Genomic DNA, 19,127 nt, shown 5'->3' on the forward strand with positions numbered 1-19,127 from the left:
CTGCCCCCTACCCCCTGTCCCCTGCCTCTTACCCCCTGCCTCCTCCAATTGTTTATTCCTCATCTAACGGTAAACCCGCTTTAACTTTCCCCCTAGCAAAATAGCGTCCAAACTGGAGTTCGTAGACTTCATCTTCGTCTTGTGTCTCCACTTCCAAGTCAGAACGGGGATAACTCACACACAACAAGGCATAACCTTGACGACGTAAATCTGGCGACAATCCGATCGCCTCTGGTTGATAAATTTCTCCCGACAAAACCCTTACAGCGCAAGCGGTGCAAGCCCCGTTACGGCAGGAAAACGGTAGTTCCACCCCTTGTTTTTCGCCTGTGTGCAGGATGTAGCGGTCTTCTGGCACTTCTAGGGTGTATGTTTTACCGGTGGCGCGATCGCGAACTTTAATTGTGTATGTACGAGACATCTGGATTTGCGTTGTGGAATTAGGACTTTCAGATTCAATCTAAGAATATCTTTCTTTATCTTTGCATTTTCTGGGATTCTATAGTAAGATCGTAACTTGTGGCACCTGGAGAGGTGGCCGAGCGGTTTAAGGCGCAGACCTGGAAAGTCTGTTATGCAGAAATGTATACGAGGGTTCGAATCCCTCCCTCTCCGTTTTCAAACCTAGTCTAAATATATAGTTTGAACCAGACTTCTACAAATAGTCTGGTTAAATAAATAGCCGGATATTGCCAAATATATTCTTAAAATTGCTTTGAAAGTGTTTTCGTGTAACCGTTCTCTTCAGCAAGCTACGCGCGGTTTTCCCCAAAAAAGGTATCGTACAAACCAGGCACTTCTGAGCCTTGCTTTTAATTCAGCCCACTATACCAGTGGTTTACATAGGATTAACGACACCTATTAGTACCCGCACAATCTAGCGGGAGGTAACATTTGTTTATTTTTCATTCATAATTGAGCCATTTTGTAAAGTCGCCAAACTCCTACTTCACTAAGGTGACAGCCTGATGAAAGGATCGGGTAAATTAAGATAAGTAAAGAAAATGCTTTGAACTCAATGACAGCTCTCAGCTTACAACAAATTTCTACTCAGTTAGAAAGTCCGAACTTACGCGATCGCATGGTAGCTCTTGCTAATTTGCGTAATGTTTCTCCTGAAGATGCAGTCCCTTTGATTAAAAAGGTACTAGACGACGAATCTTTGCAACTGCGATCGATGGCAATATTTGCCCTTGGAATCAAGCCAACGCCAGAATGTTATTCAATTCTGGTCAAAATTCTCGAAAATGACCCCGATTATGGCATCCGCGCTGATGCTGCTGGTGCTTTAGGATATCTGGGCGATGCCAGAGCTTTTGAAGTGCTTTCACGGGCTTTTTATGAAGATACTGATTGGCTAGTACGCTTTAGTGCAGCCGTTTCTCTAGGTAATATTAAAGACCCCCGGGCCCGTCAAATTCTTCTTCAGGCATTGGATAGCAAAGAAGTAGTGTTGCAACAAGCTGCAATTTCTGCGCTAGGAGAAATTAAAGATATTGAATCTGTCGATCAAATTCTGCGCTTCGCTCAATCAGATGATTGGTTAGTTAGGCAGCGTTTGGCAGAAGCCTTGGGTAATCTCCCTACTCCCAAGAGTGTCTCAGCTTTAAAATACTTAGAAAAAGACAATCATTTTAACGTTGCTGAGGCAGCCAGAATTGGCCTCAAGCAGCTTGAGGAAATAGGCAATCAAGCTTAATAATATTAGAGCTTCCCGCTACCTTTTAATAATTAAGTGGGAATTTTAGCATTTTGATGCAGGGTAATTTGATTCATGAATATTGAAGAGTTTTTTCAGTTAAGTGCTGGTAAATGGTTTTCTCATCGAACTAGTCAACATTTGGCTTTAAATGAATCTGAAAATAGTAAGTCAGACATCATCATTGAGACGCTGGCAGTAGATCATCCAGAAGCGATAAAACTGTGTCAACAGTACGAAATTAATCCTAGTTCCGCCTCCTGTGCTATCAAAATTAACTGGAATGGCACAATGGAAAAGGATCAATCAAAACATAGTGGTTCAACTGTGTTAGTTTCAGTACCTGATGCAGATAATCAGGGACAAGGTAAGTTACTGCGGGAAACACTTGATACTCAGAAAACTCCAGTTACTGGACACTATAAATTTGACAGTGATGGTGCTTTGATTCTAACTATAGAAGATGAAAACATCTGGTCAGAGGAGCGCCTGTGGTTTGCTAGCCCCAATTTGCGAATGCGGGTAAATGTCCTCAAGAGTTTTGGTGGATTTAGTATTACTTCCTTCACTTCTGAGATTCGTATGGGTGGTTTTCCACCTGCTGCGAAGGCTTCCGAGGCGGCTAATTCAGTATCGAGTTAGTTGTAATACAGCATATTCTCACTGCTTATCGCCGACTTATATCATGTCTGGATAAATACTTGTCATTACGAACGCAGCGATAGCGAAGTGAAGTAATCGCAGAGTCCGCAGCGATTGCTTCGTTCCACTCCGTTTCACTCGCAATGACATATCGTAAGTGATTAAGCGGACTATTACGCGAAACTATCGCTCTTTTATTACTCTCGTCAGATTAAATTTGAAACCCTATTTTGGCGATTAGTCCGCGCAGGCGGACGAGAGTTTGTGTAGCCGCGATTTCTAATCGCTTGGATTATTCTCTCTCCAGAGTCATAGAAGAGCGCTATACGTGTTCAGGGGCAATTCATGGATTGCCCCTACCTTAAAAATCAGGGTTTAGTTAAATTGTATCCTGGCTAGTAATTGCTTCTGGCACACTGCTTGAGGTACTAAAATGCAATTTCACCCAAACAAAGAAAGGAATTGCTAGCAGTTGAGTTGCTGACGAGAAGACAATTAGGGCAGTGATTGAGCGATCGTATAAAATGCCCATTAAAGCACTACCTAAAAACCAGGATAAACCATAGCCAGTGCTAAAAATTCCATAAGCTGTAGCCCGCTTGTTCTTTGGAACCATCCCAGCGATCGCAGCTTTCAAAATTGATTCTTGCGCTCCCATCCCTATACCCCAAAATGCTATCCCTAAAAGGGCAAGTTGGGTATTTCCTAAAAATACCAATGGCGCAAATAAGGATGAAAGGAAAGCTGCAACTATCAAAATAGAAATACCAGTTCGGTCAAATAGATATCCAAATATTAGCGCTGCGATCGCATCCACTCCCATCGCTACAGCATAAAACAGAGGAATTGTTTGCCCAGAAGCGATATCTTGCTTTTGGAAATGAAAGGCAATGAGGGGAAAATCTGCATATCCGGCGGCAATAATCGCTACAGCACCGAGATAAATCAAAAATATTCGCGGCAGTTTTTCTTCTCGATCTGTCTCAATTTCTACTTCAAAATCACTGGGATTTGGATAAAGAAATTGTAGAACAATCAACACGATCAATCCCAAAACAGCAGGGACAATCAAAATGGTAAAGGCATTGCGATACTCTCCTTGGAAATAAATCATTGCAGCTACAGCCAAAGGCCCCATAACTGCACCAGTTTGATCCATTGCCTCATGTAGTCCAAAGCCAAAACCTCTGCCGATTTGACTCGCACCGTGAGAAAGTAAAGCATCCCGTGGCGGAGTCCGAATTGCTTTACCTGTGCGTTCAGCCATCATCAGACCGGCGGCTACTTCCCATCTTCCGGCTAAGGCTAAAAATGGCACAACTGCGGTGTTCAAAATGTAACCTAAAGTTGTAATTCCCCAGTATTTACGTGTCTGGTCGCTGAGATAACCGATCGCTAGGCGCAAGCCATGACCAATCAATTCCCCAAATCCAGCTACCAGACCTACCACAGTCCCGCTAGCTCCTAAAACTTGCAGATAAGCTCCCGTAATACTACGTGCGCCTTCATAAGTTGCATCAGCACAAAGGCTAACAAAACCAAGTAAAATCACAAACTTTAAAGCTGCTGCTTTCTGTGGCATATAGTAATCCGATTTGATTCCTGAAATTATCTGCGTAGGTAGGGAACAGGGAATAGGGAACTCTTAACAGAAAAGAAGGGTATAGATGTGTACTGAATCTTGTTCAAAAATCAAATAGGAGTCCTATAGCCCATTATTTTTCATTTATTGCTTCCATATTGAAGCATGGGATGCTCTAAAAAACTAGTTAACATTGAACCTGGAAATTATTAAAGAAGAATTCAGAACTCAGGAGTCAGAATGGGCTAAACCTTAGCTATCCCCTAACAGAATAAATCAGTGATGGGACTGAATCTCCCAGTCCGTTGATATTTTTTAAATCTGCAAAAAGTTAGCGAGCGCTTGCGGTAATGGCAAAATAATTACAATCAACAAAGCCATTGCCAGTAATCCCCCAATATCGCGTTTGTTATCCAGTTCAGTCACATCATTCAGTGCCGGCTCATCAATCAACGGCATAAATAATAAGATAATCGCCCACATCAAAAATTCTTCCCGAACTAACGAAAGTAATAGCAAGAGAATACGAGCAACTTGCCCAATGACGATCGCAGTTCGTTGTCCAAACATCGCATGGACAATATGACCTCCATCTAATTGTCCCACAGGCATTAAATTTAAAGCTGTGACAATTAGTCCCAGAAAACCAGCTACTGCAACTGGATGCAAATCAAGGGCTGATTTTGCCGTTAGCTGACTTCCCAAGGCTAGCTTCGAGAGTAGTGCTAGTAAGATTGAATACTTCGGATTCAGGGCATCAGGATTCAAAAGTCGGGTTTTTTCAGTTATAGAAACTATGTCAGAATGAGCCAAGCCCCATATTAGTAATGGCAAGGTGGCGACAAAGCCTGCAATTGGGCCAGCGATACTAATGTCAAATAAAGCTTTGCGGTTAGGAATGGGACTACGCATCTGAATAAATGCACCAAAAGTTCCCAAGAAGAAAGGTACGGGAATAAAGTAAGGTAAGGTGGAGCGAATCTTGTAGGATTTAGCTGTTAAATAATGCCCAAGTTCGTGAATGCCCAAAATAGTCATCAGTCCTAAAGCATAAGGTAATCCCTTAAATAGGACATCTGGGTTAGATAAAACTTTGAACAAAGAGCTAATTTCCCAAAGAGGCGGAAGAGAAACACCAGCAATTTCCATTCCCACCAAGGTAGTAGTTATCAAAGTAGCTACTAGTAATAGAAGTGCTAATCCTGGTCGAGTTAAGCGTTCCTGGTCGCGTCGTGGTGTATTTTTCTCTTTAGCAGCTTGAGTGTTGGGAACCAGCACAAAGAAAGGTTTGCCATTCAAACCTTCTTGAAAAATCAGCAGGAAGCGATCGCCAAATTGTGCTTCAATATTAGTCTTAATCTGCTGGTAGGCGTTGCTAGCTTTAGTTCGTAATTGACCGCGGCAAATTACGGATTGTGGTCGATACTCAATATTCTGAACGTAATATACAGACCAAGGAAAACAATTTCGCAGTTGGGTTTCTTCCGTTGGCTCAATGGGACGCACTATTGGTTCTGCGGTAGGCTGGATAGTCGGCTGTGATTCTGAGGCTTGGGCTTGGGCTTGGGTCTGTGTATCTGTTGGCACTCTCCGCCCCCATTGAAACAAGATCCAGTACAACAGTGTGCAGACAAATAACGACGAGACGATCAGCCCTGGTGGTGGAGGTAGTTTAGTTCCGTACATCAGCGTCCATCCACTCAACAGCAATGCTGGTATCATTAAAACCAGCCATAACAACCATACTGGCGTGCGGGTGATGTTAGCGACGCTTTGCTGCACCATTAGATAAGTAGCTAGCCCCAGTAGGAGGAGAAACAAAAACCAAAATCCCATATTATCTTCAGTAATTTTGACAAAACACCCTACCAGTAGCTTTAGCACCATAGCATTAACTACAAAGTAGACCTCAAACCCCAATTTTTTTACGAACGGTTAACAGTGCTATGGAATTTTTGGGAATTTCCCCACTGTAACTAGATTATCCACAACTCCTGAGTCGGTTCTTTTATTATGTGCCCTTTACCTCAACACCCAAGTCATACAACTAAGCCACCACGGTCTGTGTTCGTGGACGAAGTACCTAGCGGAAGTTCTCTGCAATCGGAATTCGCACAAGAGAGCATTTTTGCTTTTCCACCCAATCGGGACACATTAGGAGGAACCTCTTATTTTATTGTAAGAAATGAAGGCAATATCCTCATAGATTGCCCTACCTTAGATCGAACAAATCAAGATTTTTTAGCCGCGCATGGAGGCGTGCGTTGGTTATTTCTTACCCATCGAGGCGCTATTGGCAAGGCCGCTGAAATTCAGCAGACCTTTGGCTGCGAGGTGCTGATGCAAGAACAAGAAGCTTATTTATTACCAGGCTTAACCGTAACTACCTTTAGTCAGAAATTCACTCTTGATGCTGCAACACAAGTAATTTGGACACCAGGTCATTCTCCCGGCTCATCTTGCCTATACTACAGTCAGCTTGGAGGTATATTGTTTTCTGGTCGCCATTTAGTTCCTAATCAGAAGGGTGAGCCAGTACCATTACGCACAGCTAAAACTTTTCACTGGCGGCGACAAATTAAGAGTCTTCAGTTATTATTAGAACGTTTTACACCTGAAACACTCTGCTACATTTGTCCGGGAGCGAATACAGGTTTTCTCAGAGGTAAGCGTGTCATAGATCGAGCTTATCAACACTTAGCCTCTCTAGATTTATCAACTTTGCTGCGGATAGAGTCTCTACTTTAAGATTTATCAAGGATCAAAAACTCGTTTACGAAGCTCAAAGGCCGATCTGTTAGTCCCGAATGCCCAAGACCTAACACCTATAACTTTTATAACGCTTGTTAAGCAAGATGTTGTCTGGGGAATTATAAGCCTTAGACAAGAAATTATGGTAAAAAATTATGATTGCAAGAGTTGATGAAACTTTAAGGTTCCCTGGCTATCAAATCATAGAGCAACTCTATTTAGGTTCTCGGACTCAAGTGTATCGGGCAGTACGAGAATGCGATCGCCAACCAGTTGTCATCAAGCTCTTAAAACGAGAATACCCCAGTTTTAGCGAATTAGTCCAGTTTCGCAACCAATATGCGATCGCTAAAAACCTAGATATTCCCCAGATCATCAAGCCCTACAGCTTAGAAGCTCATCGCAACGGCTATGCTTTAGTGATGGAAGACTTTGGCGGCATTTCTTTGCGGGAATTTACCCAAGGACGACCATTGACTTTAGAGCAATTCCAAGGAATTGCTCTACAACTGCTAGACACGCTACACCTGTTACATCAACAGCGCGTCATTCACAAAGACATTAAGCCAGCCAACATCCTGATTCACCCAGACACGAAACAAATTAAGCTGATTGACTTCAGTATTGCCTCGCTTTTACCACGAGAAACCCAGGAGATCCAGAGCATTAACGGACTGGAGGGAACGCTGGTGTATCTTTCCCCAGAGCAAACCGGACGGATGAACCGGGGCGTTGACTACCGCAGCGACTTCTATTCATTAGGTGTGACTTTCTTTGAACTATTGAGCACAGAACTGCCCTTTGAGTCCCATGACCCGATGGAGTTGGTACATTGCCACATTGCCAAGCTTCCACCCTTCCTCTGCGATTTGAATCCCGATTTACCTTTGATGCTGGGCGAGATTGTCCGCAAACTGATGGCGAAGAATGCCGAAGACCGCTATCAGAGCGCGCTGGGACTTAAACATGACCTTGTTACCTGCCTAGAACAGTGGCGAGAAACAGGCAAGCACACCTGGTTTGAGTTGGGACAGCGCGATATCAGCGATCGCTTTCTCATCCCCGAAAAACTCTACGGACGGGAATCAGAAGTGCAGACGTTATTGGCGGCATTTGGTCATGTGGCCAATGGTGGCTCCCAACTGATGCTGGTGGCAGGTTTCTCTGGTATTGGCAAAACCGCAGTCGTTAATGAAGTACATAAGCCGATCGTCCGGTGGAACGGCTACTTCATCAAAGGGAAATATGACCAATTCAACCGCAATATTCCTCTATCTGCTTTTGTGCAAGCCTTTCGTGACCTGATGGGACAGTTGCTTAATGAAAGCGATATCCAACTAGAGCAATGGCAGAGCAAGATTTTAGCAGCAGTTGGAGAGAATGGGCAAGTTCTGATCGAGGTGATTCCTGAACTAGAGCAGATAATCGGCAAACAGCCTGCGATCGCTGAACTATCGGGCAGTGGGGCACAGAACCGTTTCAATCTGCTGTTCCAAAAGTTCATTCAAGTCTTCACGACCAGAGAGCATCCGTTGGTGATGTTTGTCGATGATTTACAGTGGGCAGATTCGGCATCACTCAATTTGCTAAAGCTGTTGATGGGCCAAAGTGATTGCGGCTATCTATTCATTATCGGCGCATACCGCGATAACGAGGTTTTTGCAGCTCATCCACTGATGTTGAAGCTAGATGAAATTGAAAAAGCATCCTCCTGTATCAGTACTTTAACCCTAGTTGCCTTGAGTCAAGCAGATGTCAACCATTTAATCGCCGACTCTCTCAGTTGCACAACAAAACAGGCATTGCCGTTGACAGAGTTGGTTTATCAAAAAGCCAAAGGCAATCCTTTTTTCACGACTCAGTTTCTAAAAGCGCTGTATGAGGATGGGCTGATTACCTTTGATTGGGAGGTAGGTTTTTGGCAGTGTGATGTGGCGCAAGTGCGATCGCTGGCTCTGACTGATGATGTGGTGGAATTTATGGCCCAACAGCTTCAGAAATTGCCCGACATCACTCAAGATGTTTTAAAACTGGCAGCCTCTATTGGCAATCAGTTTGATTTGGCGACATTGGCGATCGTTTCTGAAGAGTCGCAGACTCAAACCGCTTCGGATTTGTGGAAAGCACTGCAAGAAGGATTTATCATTCCAACTAATGATATCTACAAGTTTTATCAAGATTCGTCATTGGTCATTGGTCATTTGCAAAGTCCAAATGACAATGGACACAGGACAATTTACAAATTCTTGCACGATCGCGTCCAGCAAGCTGCTTATTGCCTGATTCCAGACGAACAAAAACAGATCGCGCACCTAAAAATTGGGCAACTATTACTGACTCATACGCCCGTTGCCGAACAAGAGGAAAAACTGTTTGAAATTGTTAACCAACTTAATATCGGCAAATCTCTGATTGTCAATCTATCTGAGCAAATAGAACTCGCCCAACTCAATCTGAAAGCTGGAAAAAAAGCCAGAGCCGCAACTGCCTATACAGCCGCATTTGAGTATTGCACCACAGGAATCGCCTTCTTAACTGAGGATATGTGGCAAACGCAGTATGAGTTAACCTTAGCCCTCTACGAAACTGCCACTGAAACCGCTTACCTGAGCGGCAACTTTCAGCAGATGACACAATTGGCAACAGCGATTATAGAACACTCTCGAAACCTGTTGGATACGGTCAAGGTTTATGAAGTTCAAATTCAAGCTGCTCAAGCCCAACATGAATTTATAGAGGCAGTGCAGATTGCTCTGAAGATTGTAGAGCGTCTAGGTACGAGTTTTCCACAGGAACCCAGTCAATTAGATATTGCACAGGTATTCGAGGCGACTAAATCGATTCTGGCTGGAAGGCAACTTCTGGACTTAATGACTCTGCCCGAAATCGAAAACCCTAATAAATTAGCGGTTATCAGGATTCTTGCTGCTGTCTCTTCTGCTGCCTTTGTTGTCAGTCCAGCGCTCTTACCGTTTATTGTCCTCGAGCAGGTAAATTTATCAGTTCAATATGGCAATACCTCATTTTCTGCCATTGGCTATGCTTACTATGGATTGATCCTTTGTGGGATGGTAGGAGAGATTGACTTTGGCTACGAGTGTGCCCAACTAGCACTTTTGTTACTCGAACATTTCAATGCCAAAGAACTAAAATCCAGAGTCTATGTCGGAATTTATTGTAGTGTGTGGCATTGGAAAGAGCCGCTCAATAACTCCTTACCGTTTCTCCGGGAAGGCTATGAAGTTGGATTGGAAACAGGAGATTTAGAATCGTCTGCTATTTGCGGATTCATTTACATCTCCTACTGTTGGTTTATGGGCAAAGAACTAAGCAATCTCAGCCGAGAGAGCGCTGCCTTCCGAGATCAGCTTGCACACCTCAACCAAGAAGGTCTTACCAGTCATCTGACCGTTTTTCAGCAAGCAATTTTGAATATGATTGGCGATTCTGCTGAACCTTGGCAGCTTAGTGGAGATGCCTTTAATCGAGAGGTAATTATACCAGCCCTCCAGCGATCGGGCGATCGGACTGCGCTGTATTATTTCTATGCCAGCCAACTTGGTTTGTGTTACATGTTTGGCAAATTTGAGTTAGCGGTGGAAAATGCGATCGCTGCTGAAAACTATATAGATGGCGCTACAGGCTTATTCATAGTTCCGCTCTGCTACACCTATGATTCTCTCGCTCACCTAGCAATCTATGCTCAGGTTTCTGAGGCAGAACAGCAAGACATTCTGCAACGGGTGGCTAAAAATCAGGAAAAGATGAAAAAGTGGGCTGAACATGCTCCAGAAAATTACCTGCACAAGTTTCATCTAGTCGAGGCGGAACGAGAGCAAGTGCAAGGCAACAAAGCCGAGACAATAGATTTGTCCGATCGCGCGATCGCTCTTGCTAAAGAACACGGCTATATCCAAGAAGAAGCACTTGCCAATGAGCTAGCCGCTAAATTTTACCTTAACTGGGGCAAAGAGCGGGTAGCTGGGGAATATATGACCCAAGCATACTACGGCTATGCTCGCTGGGGTGCAAAAGCCAAAGTCGCCGACCTGGAAAAACGTTATCCCCAATTACTCGCCCCCATTCTCCAGCAAACCCGTTCTCCCCTCTCAACTAACGAAACGATCTTCGCCTTGGAGAGTGTCACCTCCACCAGTTCCGCCACTTCCAGCAGTAGTAGCATCTCTGTTGCTTTAGATTTAGCTACCATTTTCAAAGCTTCTCAAGCCCTTTCTGGCGAAATCGAACTCGAAAAACTGCTCTCGGTATTGCTGCATATCGTCATTGAAAATGCGGGAGCCGATAAGTGTGTGTTCATGCTTTTGGAGTCAGGCCGTTTACTGATTCAGGCGCTAGCACAGCTTTCTTTTAGCCCTGTAAAAAATAAGGGAATTACCCACGTCAATTTTTACTCAATGTTGCTCAACCCAGAGCCTGTGCAAGACTCTCAGGATGTGCCAGTTGGCTTAATTAATACTGTCAAACGCAGCTTAAAACCAACAGTGATTATTGATGCCACGGTGCATCCGCAATTAATCAATGACTCCTACATTCAGCAACAGCAGCCCAAGAGTATCTTGTGCAGTCCAATTTTGCATCAGGGGAAGTTGCTTGGCATATTGTACTTAGAAAATAATTTAGCAACTGGAGCCTTTACAAGCGATCGCGTCGAACTCCTCAACTTACTTTGCGCCCAAGCGGCCATTTCTCTCGAAAATGTGCGACTTTTTGAGCGAGAACAGGAAAAATCCCAGTCATTACAAGCATCACTAGCACAATTAAAACAGACCGAAGCATCTTTAGCTAAAGAACGAGAGTTCTTGAATGCCATCATTCAAAATATTACAGATGGGATTGTTGTTTGTGATGCTAGTGGCAAATTGACCCTATTTAACAAAGCAACTTGTGAATTTCATGGCTTACCAGTAGAATCATTACCACCAGAAGAATGGGCAGAACACTTCAATCTCTATCAGCCTGATGGTCAAACACCTTTATCAACAACCGAAATTCCTTTGTTTCGCGCTTTCCAAGGAGAAATTGTCCAAAATGTTGAAATGATCATTGCACCGAAGTATGGTTCTACGAGAATCTTGTTAGCAAGTGGACAAGCGATTATTGATGCTTCGGGTAACAAACTTGGTGCAGTAGTTGTGATGCGAGATATTAGCGATGCTTATCGGCAAACTATGCAACGCAAACAATCAGAACTTGACTTACGCCAAAAATCACTCGATTTGCAACAAGCACTAAACGATCTACAAAATGCCCAATTACAAATAGTCCAAAGTGAAAAAATGTCAGCCTTGGGTAATTTAGTTGCTGGTGTAGCTCACGAAATGAATAATCCTTTAGGTTTCATAGCTGCTAGTCTCAAACAGGCTAAACCCACTGTTGCTGATATTGTTGAACATCTCAGACTATACCAAGAAAGTTTCCCCAATAAAAGTGATGAAATTATTGAACATGCTGAAGAGATTGACTTGGATTATAGCTTAGAAGACTTGCCCAAAATGATTGATTCTATGTCTATGGCGTGTGACAGGCTCAAAAATATCAGTACCAGTTTAAGAACTTTCTCTCGTGCCGATCGAGATTACAAGGTTCTATTTAATATCCACCAAGGCATTGATAGCACAATTTTAATTTTGAAGCATCGTTTGAAGGCGAACGATCTGCGTCCAGCAATTGAAGTAATCACAAACTATGGATATCTACCCGAAATTGAATGTTTTCCTGGTCAATTGAATCAGGTATTTATGAATATTTTTGCCAATGCTATTGATGCATTAGAAGAATCAAATAATGGGCGTGATTTTGAGGATGTTCAGCTAAACTGCAATCGAATTAAAATTAAAACTTCACTAGAAGATAACTGCGTAAAAATTATCATTGCTGATAATGGTAAGGGGATTAGTGAGTCAGTTCAACAAAAAATGTTTGACCATTTGTTTACTACAAAAACTGTCGGTAAAGGGACGGGTTTGGGGTTGGCGATCGCACGGCAAATTGTCGAATCAACCCATAGTGGTAAATTAAGTTGTAACTCGGTTTTGGGTCTAGGTACTGAATTTATTATTGAAATTCCGGTGTAATTTTTGGCGATTTTTGCTAAACAGCTTCAGATATCTGGGAATACTAAATCTGGAAATCTTCAGGATTTAGCAATATATATGGTTAGCACTCTTGTCAGTATTCCCAGATATCGCATCAGCGAAGAACTTTACAATGGTTCTAGAACTCTAGTTTATCGAGGGTATCGAGAAACTGACTCGTTACCAGTGGTGATTAAACTGCTGAAAAATCCTTATCCAAGTTTCAGCGAACTCTTATCGTTTCGCAATCAATACACCATTGCTAAAAATCTCAACTCACCGCTAATCGTCCAAACTTATAGCCTTCAAGCCTATCAGAATGGCTATGCGCTGGTGATGGAAGACTTTGGAGGGATTTCTCTCAAAGATTATTTAACCTCCGATCGGGGGCGATATATCGCGTCTGGTGAAGAGTTTTTACGAATTGCGATCGCACTCTGCACCACCTTAGATATACTCTACCAAGAGCGGATTATTCATAAAGATATCAAACCTAGCAATATTTTAATTAACCCAGAAACCAAACAAGTCAAATTAATTGACTTTAGTATTGCATCTTTACTACCACGAGAAACGCAGACATTAATCAATCCTAATGTGTTAGAAGGGACACTAGCTTATATTTCCCCAGAACAAACTGGCAGAATGAATCGGGGTATTGACTATCGCACAGATTTCTATTCTTTGGGTGTAACTTTCTACGAATTACTGACTGGAGAATTGCCATTTCAATCAAACGATCCAATGGAGTTGGTGCATTGTCATATTGCAAAACAACCTCCTTCAGTTATTAGAGATGAGATACCGCAGGTGATTTCAGATATCGTCATTAAATTGATGGCGAAGAATGCCGAAGACAGATATCAGAGTGCATTGGGACTGAAGTTTGATTTAGAAAATTGTTTACATCAGCTACAAGTTTCTGGTAAGATAGAGGGTTTTGAAATTGGAAAACGGGATGTGTGCGATCGCTTCATCATCCCCGACAAACTTTATGGACGAGAAACCGAAGTATCAACCCTACTCCAAGCATTTGAAAGAGTCAGCCTGCGTGCAACAGAAATGATGCTGGTAGCAGGTTTTTCGGGAATTGGGAAAACTGCGGTTGTCAACGAAGTTCATAAACCGATTGTTAGACAACGTGGTTATTTTATCAAAGGGAAATATGATCAATTTCAACGCAATATTCCCTTTAGTGCATTTGTGCAAGCCTTCCGAGATTTAATGGGACAATTGTTAACTGAAAGTGATGCAGAGATTCAGCAATGGAGAAACCAAATATTATCGGCAGTTGGAGAAAATGGACAAGTCATTATTGAAGTTATCCCCGAACTATCAAGAATTATTGGTGAACAACCACCCAGCATAGAACTATCAGGAAATGCTGCACAAAATAGATTTAATTTATTGTTTCAAAAATTCACCCAAGTTTTTACCAGTGCTGAACATCCCTTAGTGATATTTTTAGATGATTTGCAATGGGCAGATTCGGCATCGCTGAACTTAATGCAGCTTTTAATGGCTGATACCAAGTATCTTTTATTAATTGGTGCGTACCGTGATAACGAAGTCAATCCAGGAAATCCATTAATGTTGACTTTGAGCGAAATCAAAAAAACATCAGCAACTATTAATACAATTACTTTAGCACCACTCAATCAAGTCACAGTAAATCAATTAGTTGCCGATACACTTAAATGCACAGAAAATTTAGCATTACCTCTTTCTCAATTAGTTCATCAAAAAACTCAAGGTAATCCGTTTTTCGCAACCCAGTTTCTCAAAGCATTGCATCAAGATAATCTCATTCGATTTGATTTTGAATTAGGCTGTTGGCAATGTGACATTGTACAGGTGACGACTCTTGCAGTTACAGATGACGTTGTTGCTTTTATGGCATTTCAATTGCGAAAGCTGCCACAATCAACTCAAAATGTCTTGCAGCTAGGTGCTTGTATTGGGAATCAGTTTGATTTAGCAACCTTGGCAATTGTTTCTGAAAAATCTTCAATTGAGACGGCTGCTGATTTATGGAAAGCATTACAAGAAGGGTTGATTTTACCGCTCAGTGATGTTTATAAGTTTTATCAAGATGAAACTGCTAATAGCTATTTGTCCATTGCTAATAGAAATCAACAAATAGCTATTAGCAATGAGCAATTAGCAAGTTACAAATTTTTACACGATCGCGTTCAACAAGCTTCCTATTCCCTGATTCCCGATGAGCAAAAACAAGCAACTCATCTCAAAATTGGACAATTACTACTGCACAGTTCCTCGGAAGTAGAACTGGAAGAAAAACTGTTTGATATTGCCCTGCATTTAAACCAAGGAATTGAGCTAATCACTCAACCGCAAGAACGGGAAGATTTAGCCCAACTTAACTTAAAAGCGGGACAGAAAGCCAGAAATTCTACAGCATACACTGCGGCAAGAGTCTATCTGCAAACAGGGATTGAGTTACTGACAGCTAACTGTTGGCAAAGTCAGTATCAATTTACCCTGAAGCTTTATGTTGCTGCTACCGAAGCCGCTTATTTGAATGCCGATCTTGACAGCATGGAAGAGATGGCAGCACAGGTGTTGCAATCAGCTCAAACAATTTTAGACAAAGTTAAAATTTACGAAATTCAAATCATGGCACTGACAGCCCAGAGTCAGATGTTAGAAGCTATTGCAGTGGCCAGAGATGCCTTGGGGCAATTGGGAGTTGAATTCCCGACTGCATCTGATGAAGCCAAAATTAGCCAAGTGCTACAGACTCTTGCAGGCCAACAAAGTGGCAAACGGATTGAAGAACTCGTTGACCTACCAGTGATGAGTGATGCCACAACTCAGGCAGCAATACAACTATTGGGAACTTTATTTCCCCCCATTTGTTTGGGAATGCCGGGATTGCTACCCACCCTTAGTTCCATGATGGTGAGTTTATCGATCGACTTTGGGAATGCACCGGGATCGACGGTAGGGTATGCGATTCACGGAATGGTATTATGTGGCTTTTTGGGACAGGTGGAAATGGGCTATAGCTTTGGTAAATTGGCGATGAATTTGCTCGATCGGTTTAATGTCGGCGAACTCAAAGCCACAATTTCAGCTTTTTTTGGCAGTTTTATTCAGCATCGCCAAGAAGCTATAAGAGCAACGATACCGACGCTGAAAGGTAGCTATACGGCGGCGATGGAAACAGGAAATTTTTTACAATCTGGCTATAGCATACTCAATTACCTCGAATCCAACTTTTTCGGTGGGGTGGAACTAGACACTTGGGAGACCGAAATAGCAACTTATAGTGCTGTGATGGCACAGGCGAAACAATATTCGGCTCAGGCTTATTTTGATATGATGCAGCAGACTGTAAATAACTTGAAGAAAATCTGTATTCAGTCAGATTGTTTAATCGGCAAGACCTACGATGAAACATTGATGATTCCTAAGCATCTTCAGAATAATGAACTTGCGGCGATCGCCAAGGTCTATGTTTACAAACTTTTACTTGCCTACTGTTATGGCAACAATAGGTCTGCCGTAGACTACATTGCCCAAATGAAGCCGTATTTAATCGCCATATCAGGATTGATTCAAGTTCCGATTTTTCATTTCTATGCAGCCTTGACGTATCTGGCAATCTTCCCCACAAAGCCAGAGGAGGAGCAATCTGAAATACTCGCCCTGCTGGAAACTCATCAAACTACTCTGCAACAGTGGGCACAAAATGCTCCCATGAATCATCAGCATAAATGCTATTTAGTTGAGGCAGAACGGTATCGGGTTTTGGGCAATAAAGCCGAAGCAATTGAACATTACGATCGCGCCATCATTGGAGCCAAAGAAAATGATTATATTCAGGAAGAAGCGCTGGCTAATGAACTAGCTGCGAAATTCTACCTCGACTGGGGTAAACAGGAGATTGCCCAGGCATACATGACGAAGGCTTACTATGGCTATGCTCGTTGGGGTGCAAAAGCCAAAGTCGCTGACTTGGAAAAACGCTATCCGCAACTGTTGGCTTCTATTCTCCAACAAACTCGCACTGCCTTCTCCGTTAACGAAACCGTCTTCACATTAGGAACAGTCACCTCCACTAGTTCTTCCTCCAGCGTCTCTGACTCTCTCGATTTAGCCGCTATTCTCAAAGCTTCCCAAAATATCTCAGGTGAAATCGAACTGGAAAAACTACTTTCATCGTTGCTTTTGATCATCATCGAAAATGCGGGGGCTGATAAATGCGTGTTAATGCTGTTGCGAGACGATCGCCTGTTTATCAAAGGGTCGATTACCGTAGGTACGGAGCCAGTTGTGCTACAGCGCCTTCCCATTGAGGAAAGTCAGGATATTCCCCTGAAGCTGATTTACAAAGTGAAAAACCACAGACAGACTGTTGTACTAATTAATGCAACGGCTGATCCGACCTTAGTCAATGACCCCTATATCATGCGTCAGCAACCGAAGAGTATCTTGTGTAGCCCGATTTTGCATCAAGGGAAGTTGCTGGGTATTTTGTATTTAGAAAATAATTTAGTAACAGGGGCTTTTACAAGCGATCGCGTCGAACTACTCAATTTACTTTGCGCTCAAGCGGCGATTTCCCTAGAAAATGCTCAATTGTATGAGCGATCGCAGCAGTCCTTAGCAGAATTACAAGTCAGCGAGTCCCGATTCCAGAAACTAGCTGATAACCTGCCGGGCATGATTTATCGGGTTTCTGTAGCTGCGGATGGTTCAATGTCAACACTCTACGCTAGTTCAGGTTGCGCTGCTATCTACGAAGTGCCACCAGAAGACTTTATCAAAGGAGTCAGAAACTTTCCAGAAATGGAACACCCTGAAGATCGTTTGCGAATCCTCCAAAAATCCATCTACTCGACCGAAAACCTCACGCCCTTTACAGAGGAATTTCGGATTATTACCCCCCTTGGCAATCTGAAATGGGTGCAAGCTGCCGCCCGACTGGAACGACAAACTGATGGTTCCACGATTTGGGATGGGGTAATCCTAGATGTTAGCGATCGCAAACGAGCAGAGCAAGAACTGCAAAAGCTGGCTGCTGTGGTGGAAAATAGCACAGATTTTATCGGCATCACCACAATTGATGGACAAGCTCTATACTTAAACCCATCTGGACGGCGATTAGTGGGACTCGACAGCACAGCAGATATTTTGAGCCTGCACATGGGGGACTTCCATAGCTGGGAAGATATGGCTCAGATTCAAGAAACAATATTGCCACAGGTAATTCAGCAGGGTTTTGGTCAAGCCGAACTGTATTTTCAGCACTTGATCACCAAAGAGCAGATCCCAGTTGATTACTGCATATTTGTCATCAATGATACCCAAACAAGCAAACCCTTGTACATGACTGCAATTTGTCGTGATATCCGCGATCGCAAAAAAGCTGAACTTGTCTTGCAGCAAAAATCACTCTTACTACAACAAGCGTTAACTGATCTGCAAAACGCCCAATTACAAATGGTGCAAAGTGAAAAAATGTCTGCGTTGGGTAATTTAGTTGCTGGTGTAGCTCACGAAATGAATAATCCCCTTGGGTTTATTGCTGCCAGTCTAAAACTTGCTAAACCCACCATCGCTGATATTGTTGAACATCTGGGACTATATCAAGAAAGTTTACCCAACAAAAGTGATGAAATTATTGAACACGCCGAAGAAATCGACTTGGATTATAGTTTAGAAGACTTGCCCAAGATGATTGATTCCATGTCTATGGCGTGCGACAGGCTCAAAAACATCAGCACCAGTTTAAGAACTTTCTCCCGTGCCGATCAAGACTACAAAGTGCCTTTCAATATTCACCAAGGCATTGATAGTACCATTCTCATTCTCAAACATCGTCTCAAGCCGAATGAACAACGTCCTGCTATTGAAGTTGTCACCAACTACGGTAATTTACCTCAAATTGAATGCTTCCCCGGTCAATTAAATCAGGTATTTATGAATCTGCTCGCCAATGCCATTGATGCCTTAGATGAATCTAATCATGGACGCAGTTTTGAAGAAATTAAAGTCAATCCTAACCGCATTACAATTACAATCTCAGTCGAAACTAATCTAGTTAAAATTGCTATTGCGGATAATGGTAAGGGGATGAGTGAAGAGGTGAAATCAAAAATATTTGACCATTTATTTACTACAAAAGCTGTTGGTAAAGGGACGGGGTTGGGATTAGCGATCGCTCGTCAAATTGTAGAATCAACCCACGGCGGAAAATTGAGCTTTAACTCAGTTCTGGGTAAAGGTACAGAATTTATCATTGAAATCCCGGTATAATTTAGTCCTCAGATCCCCGACTTCGCGGAAGTTGTCGGGGATCTTTTTTGGCAATACTAAATCTGGAAATCTT

Annotated in this window: 8 protein-coding genes and 1 tRNA gene; 6 read left to right on the forward strand and 3 right to left on the reverse strand. The window is 42.7% G+C overall.

What is annotated here, in order from left to right:
• Positions 1 to 52: 52 nt before the first annotated feature.
• Entirely contained in the window at positions 53 to 421 is a 369-nt protein-coding gene (locus CDG79_RS27085) for a 2Fe-2S iron-sulfur cluster-binding protein (RefSeq protein WP_094332709.1), read from the reverse strand.
• A 107-nt stretch (positions 422 to 528) separates the two neighbouring features.
• On the opposite strand from CDG79_RS27085, the gene CDG79_RS27090 reads away from it, so the two are divergent.
• The 3 genes from CDG79_RS27090 (at position 529) to CDG79_RS27100 (ending at position 2,341) form a co-directional block, all read left to right on the forward strand.
• Positions 529 to 615: transfer RNA gene (locus tag CDG79_RS27090), tRNA-Ser, on the forward strand.
• A gap of 403 nt (positions 616 to 1,018) precedes the next feature.
• On the forward strand, positions 1,019 to 1,699 hold the full coding sequence (locus CDG79_RS27095; RefSeq protein WP_094344872.1) for a HEAT repeat domain-containing protein: 681 nt from the start codon (positions 1,019 to 1,021) through the stop codon (positions 1,697 to 1,699).
• Between the two features lie 75 nt (positions 1,700 to 1,774).
• Positions 1,775 to 2,341, forward strand: coding sequence for a phycobiliprotein lyase (locus CDG79_RS27100; protein WP_094344873.1), 567 nt, complete (start codon positions 1,775 to 1,777; stop codon positions 2,339 to 2,341).
• Positions 2,342 to 2,720: 379 nt separating this feature from the next.
• On the opposite strand, the gene CDG79_RS27105 is transcribed toward CDG79_RS27100, so the two are convergent.
• Together CDG79_RS27105 and CDG79_RS27110 are read right to left on the reverse strand one after the other, a co-directional pair.
• The gene (locus CDG79_RS27105; RefSeq protein ID WP_094344874.1) at positions 2,721 to 3,923 is read right to left on the reverse strand and encodes an MFS transporter; all 1,203 of its coding nucleotides are present in this window, start codon (positions 3,921 to 3,923) and stop codon (positions 2,721 to 2,723) included.
• Between the two features lie 315 nt (positions 3,924 to 4,238).
• Positions 4,239 to 5,759: a site-2 protease family protein gene (locus tag CDG79_RS27110; RefSeq protein WP_094344879.1), complete on the reverse strand. Its 1,521-nt coding sequence runs from the start codon at positions 5,757 to 5,759 to the stop codon at positions 4,239 to 4,241.
• Positions 5,760 to 5,936: 177 nt separating this feature from the next.
• Between CDG79_RS27110 and CDG79_RS27115 the strand changes: the two genes are divergently transcribed.
• From CDG79_RS27115 to CDG79_RS27125, 3 genes are all read left to right on the forward strand, one after another.
• Complete coding sequence (locus tag CDG79_RS27115) at positions 5,937 to 6,671, forward strand: MBL fold metallo-hydrolase (RefSeq protein WP_094344875.1); 735 nt, start codon at positions 5,937 to 5,939, stop codon at positions 6,669 to 6,671.
• A gap of 158 nt (positions 6,672 to 6,829) precedes the next feature.
• Positions 6,830 to 12,769 carry an ATP-binding sensor histidine kinase gene (locus CDG79_RS27120; RefSeq protein WP_094344876.1) on the forward strand — a complete coding sequence of 1,980 codons (5,940 nt, stop codon included), beginning with the start codon at positions 6,830 to 6,832 and terminating at the stop codon, positions 12,767 to 12,769.
• A 78-nt stretch (positions 12,770 to 12,847) separates the two neighbouring features.
• On the forward strand, positions 12,848 to 19,054 hold the full coding sequence (locus CDG79_RS27125; protein ID WP_094344880.1) for an AAA family ATPase: 6,207 nt from the start codon (positions 12,848 to 12,850) through the stop codon (positions 19,052 to 19,054).
• The last annotated feature ends 73 nt before the right edge of the window (positions 19,055 to 19,127 follow it).

It is taken from the genome of Nostoc sp. 'Peltigera membranacea cyanobiont' 232, from assembly GCF_002245985.1.
Taxonomy (GTDB): domain Bacteria; phylum Cyanobacteriota; class Cyanobacteriia; order Cyanobacteriales; family Nostocaceae; genus Nostoc.

What these genes read in the sequence shown, in the direction of transcription:
- CDG79_RS27120 (WP_094344876.1), top strand. Translation starts at nt 6,830, where the DNA reads ATGATTGCAAGAGTTGATGAAACTTTAAGGTTCCCTGGCTATCAAATC.
- CDG79_RS27100 (WP_094344873.1), top strand. Translation starts at nt 1,775, where the DNA reads ATGAATATTGAAGAGTTTTTTCAGTTAAGTGCTGGTAAATGGTTTTCT.
- CDG79_RS27105 (WP_094344874.1), bottom strand. Translation starts at nt 3,923, where the DNA reads ATGCCACAGAAAGCAGCAGCTTTAAAGTTTGTGATTTTACTTGGTTTT.
- CDG79_RS27125 (WP_094344880.1), top strand. Translation starts at nt 12,848, where the DNA reads ATGGTTAGCACTCTTGTCAGTATTCCCAGATATCGCATCAGCGAAGAA.
- CDG79_RS27085 (WP_094332709.1), bottom strand. Translation starts at nt 421, where the DNA reads ATGTCTCGTACATACACAATTAAAGTTCGCGATCGCGCCACCGGTAAA.
- CDG79_RS27095 (WP_094344872.1), top strand. Translation starts at nt 1,019, where the DNA reads ATGACAGCTCTCAGCTTACAACAAATTTCTACTCAGTTAGAAAGTCCG.
- CDG79_RS27115 (WP_094344875.1), top strand. Translation starts at nt 5,937, where the DNA reads ATGTGCCCTTTACCTCAACACCCAAGTCATACAACTAAGCCACCACGG.
- CDG79_RS27110 (WP_094344879.1), bottom strand. Translation starts at nt 5,759, where the DNA reads ATGGGATTTTGGTTTTTGTTTCTCCTCCTACTGGGGCTAGCTACTTAT.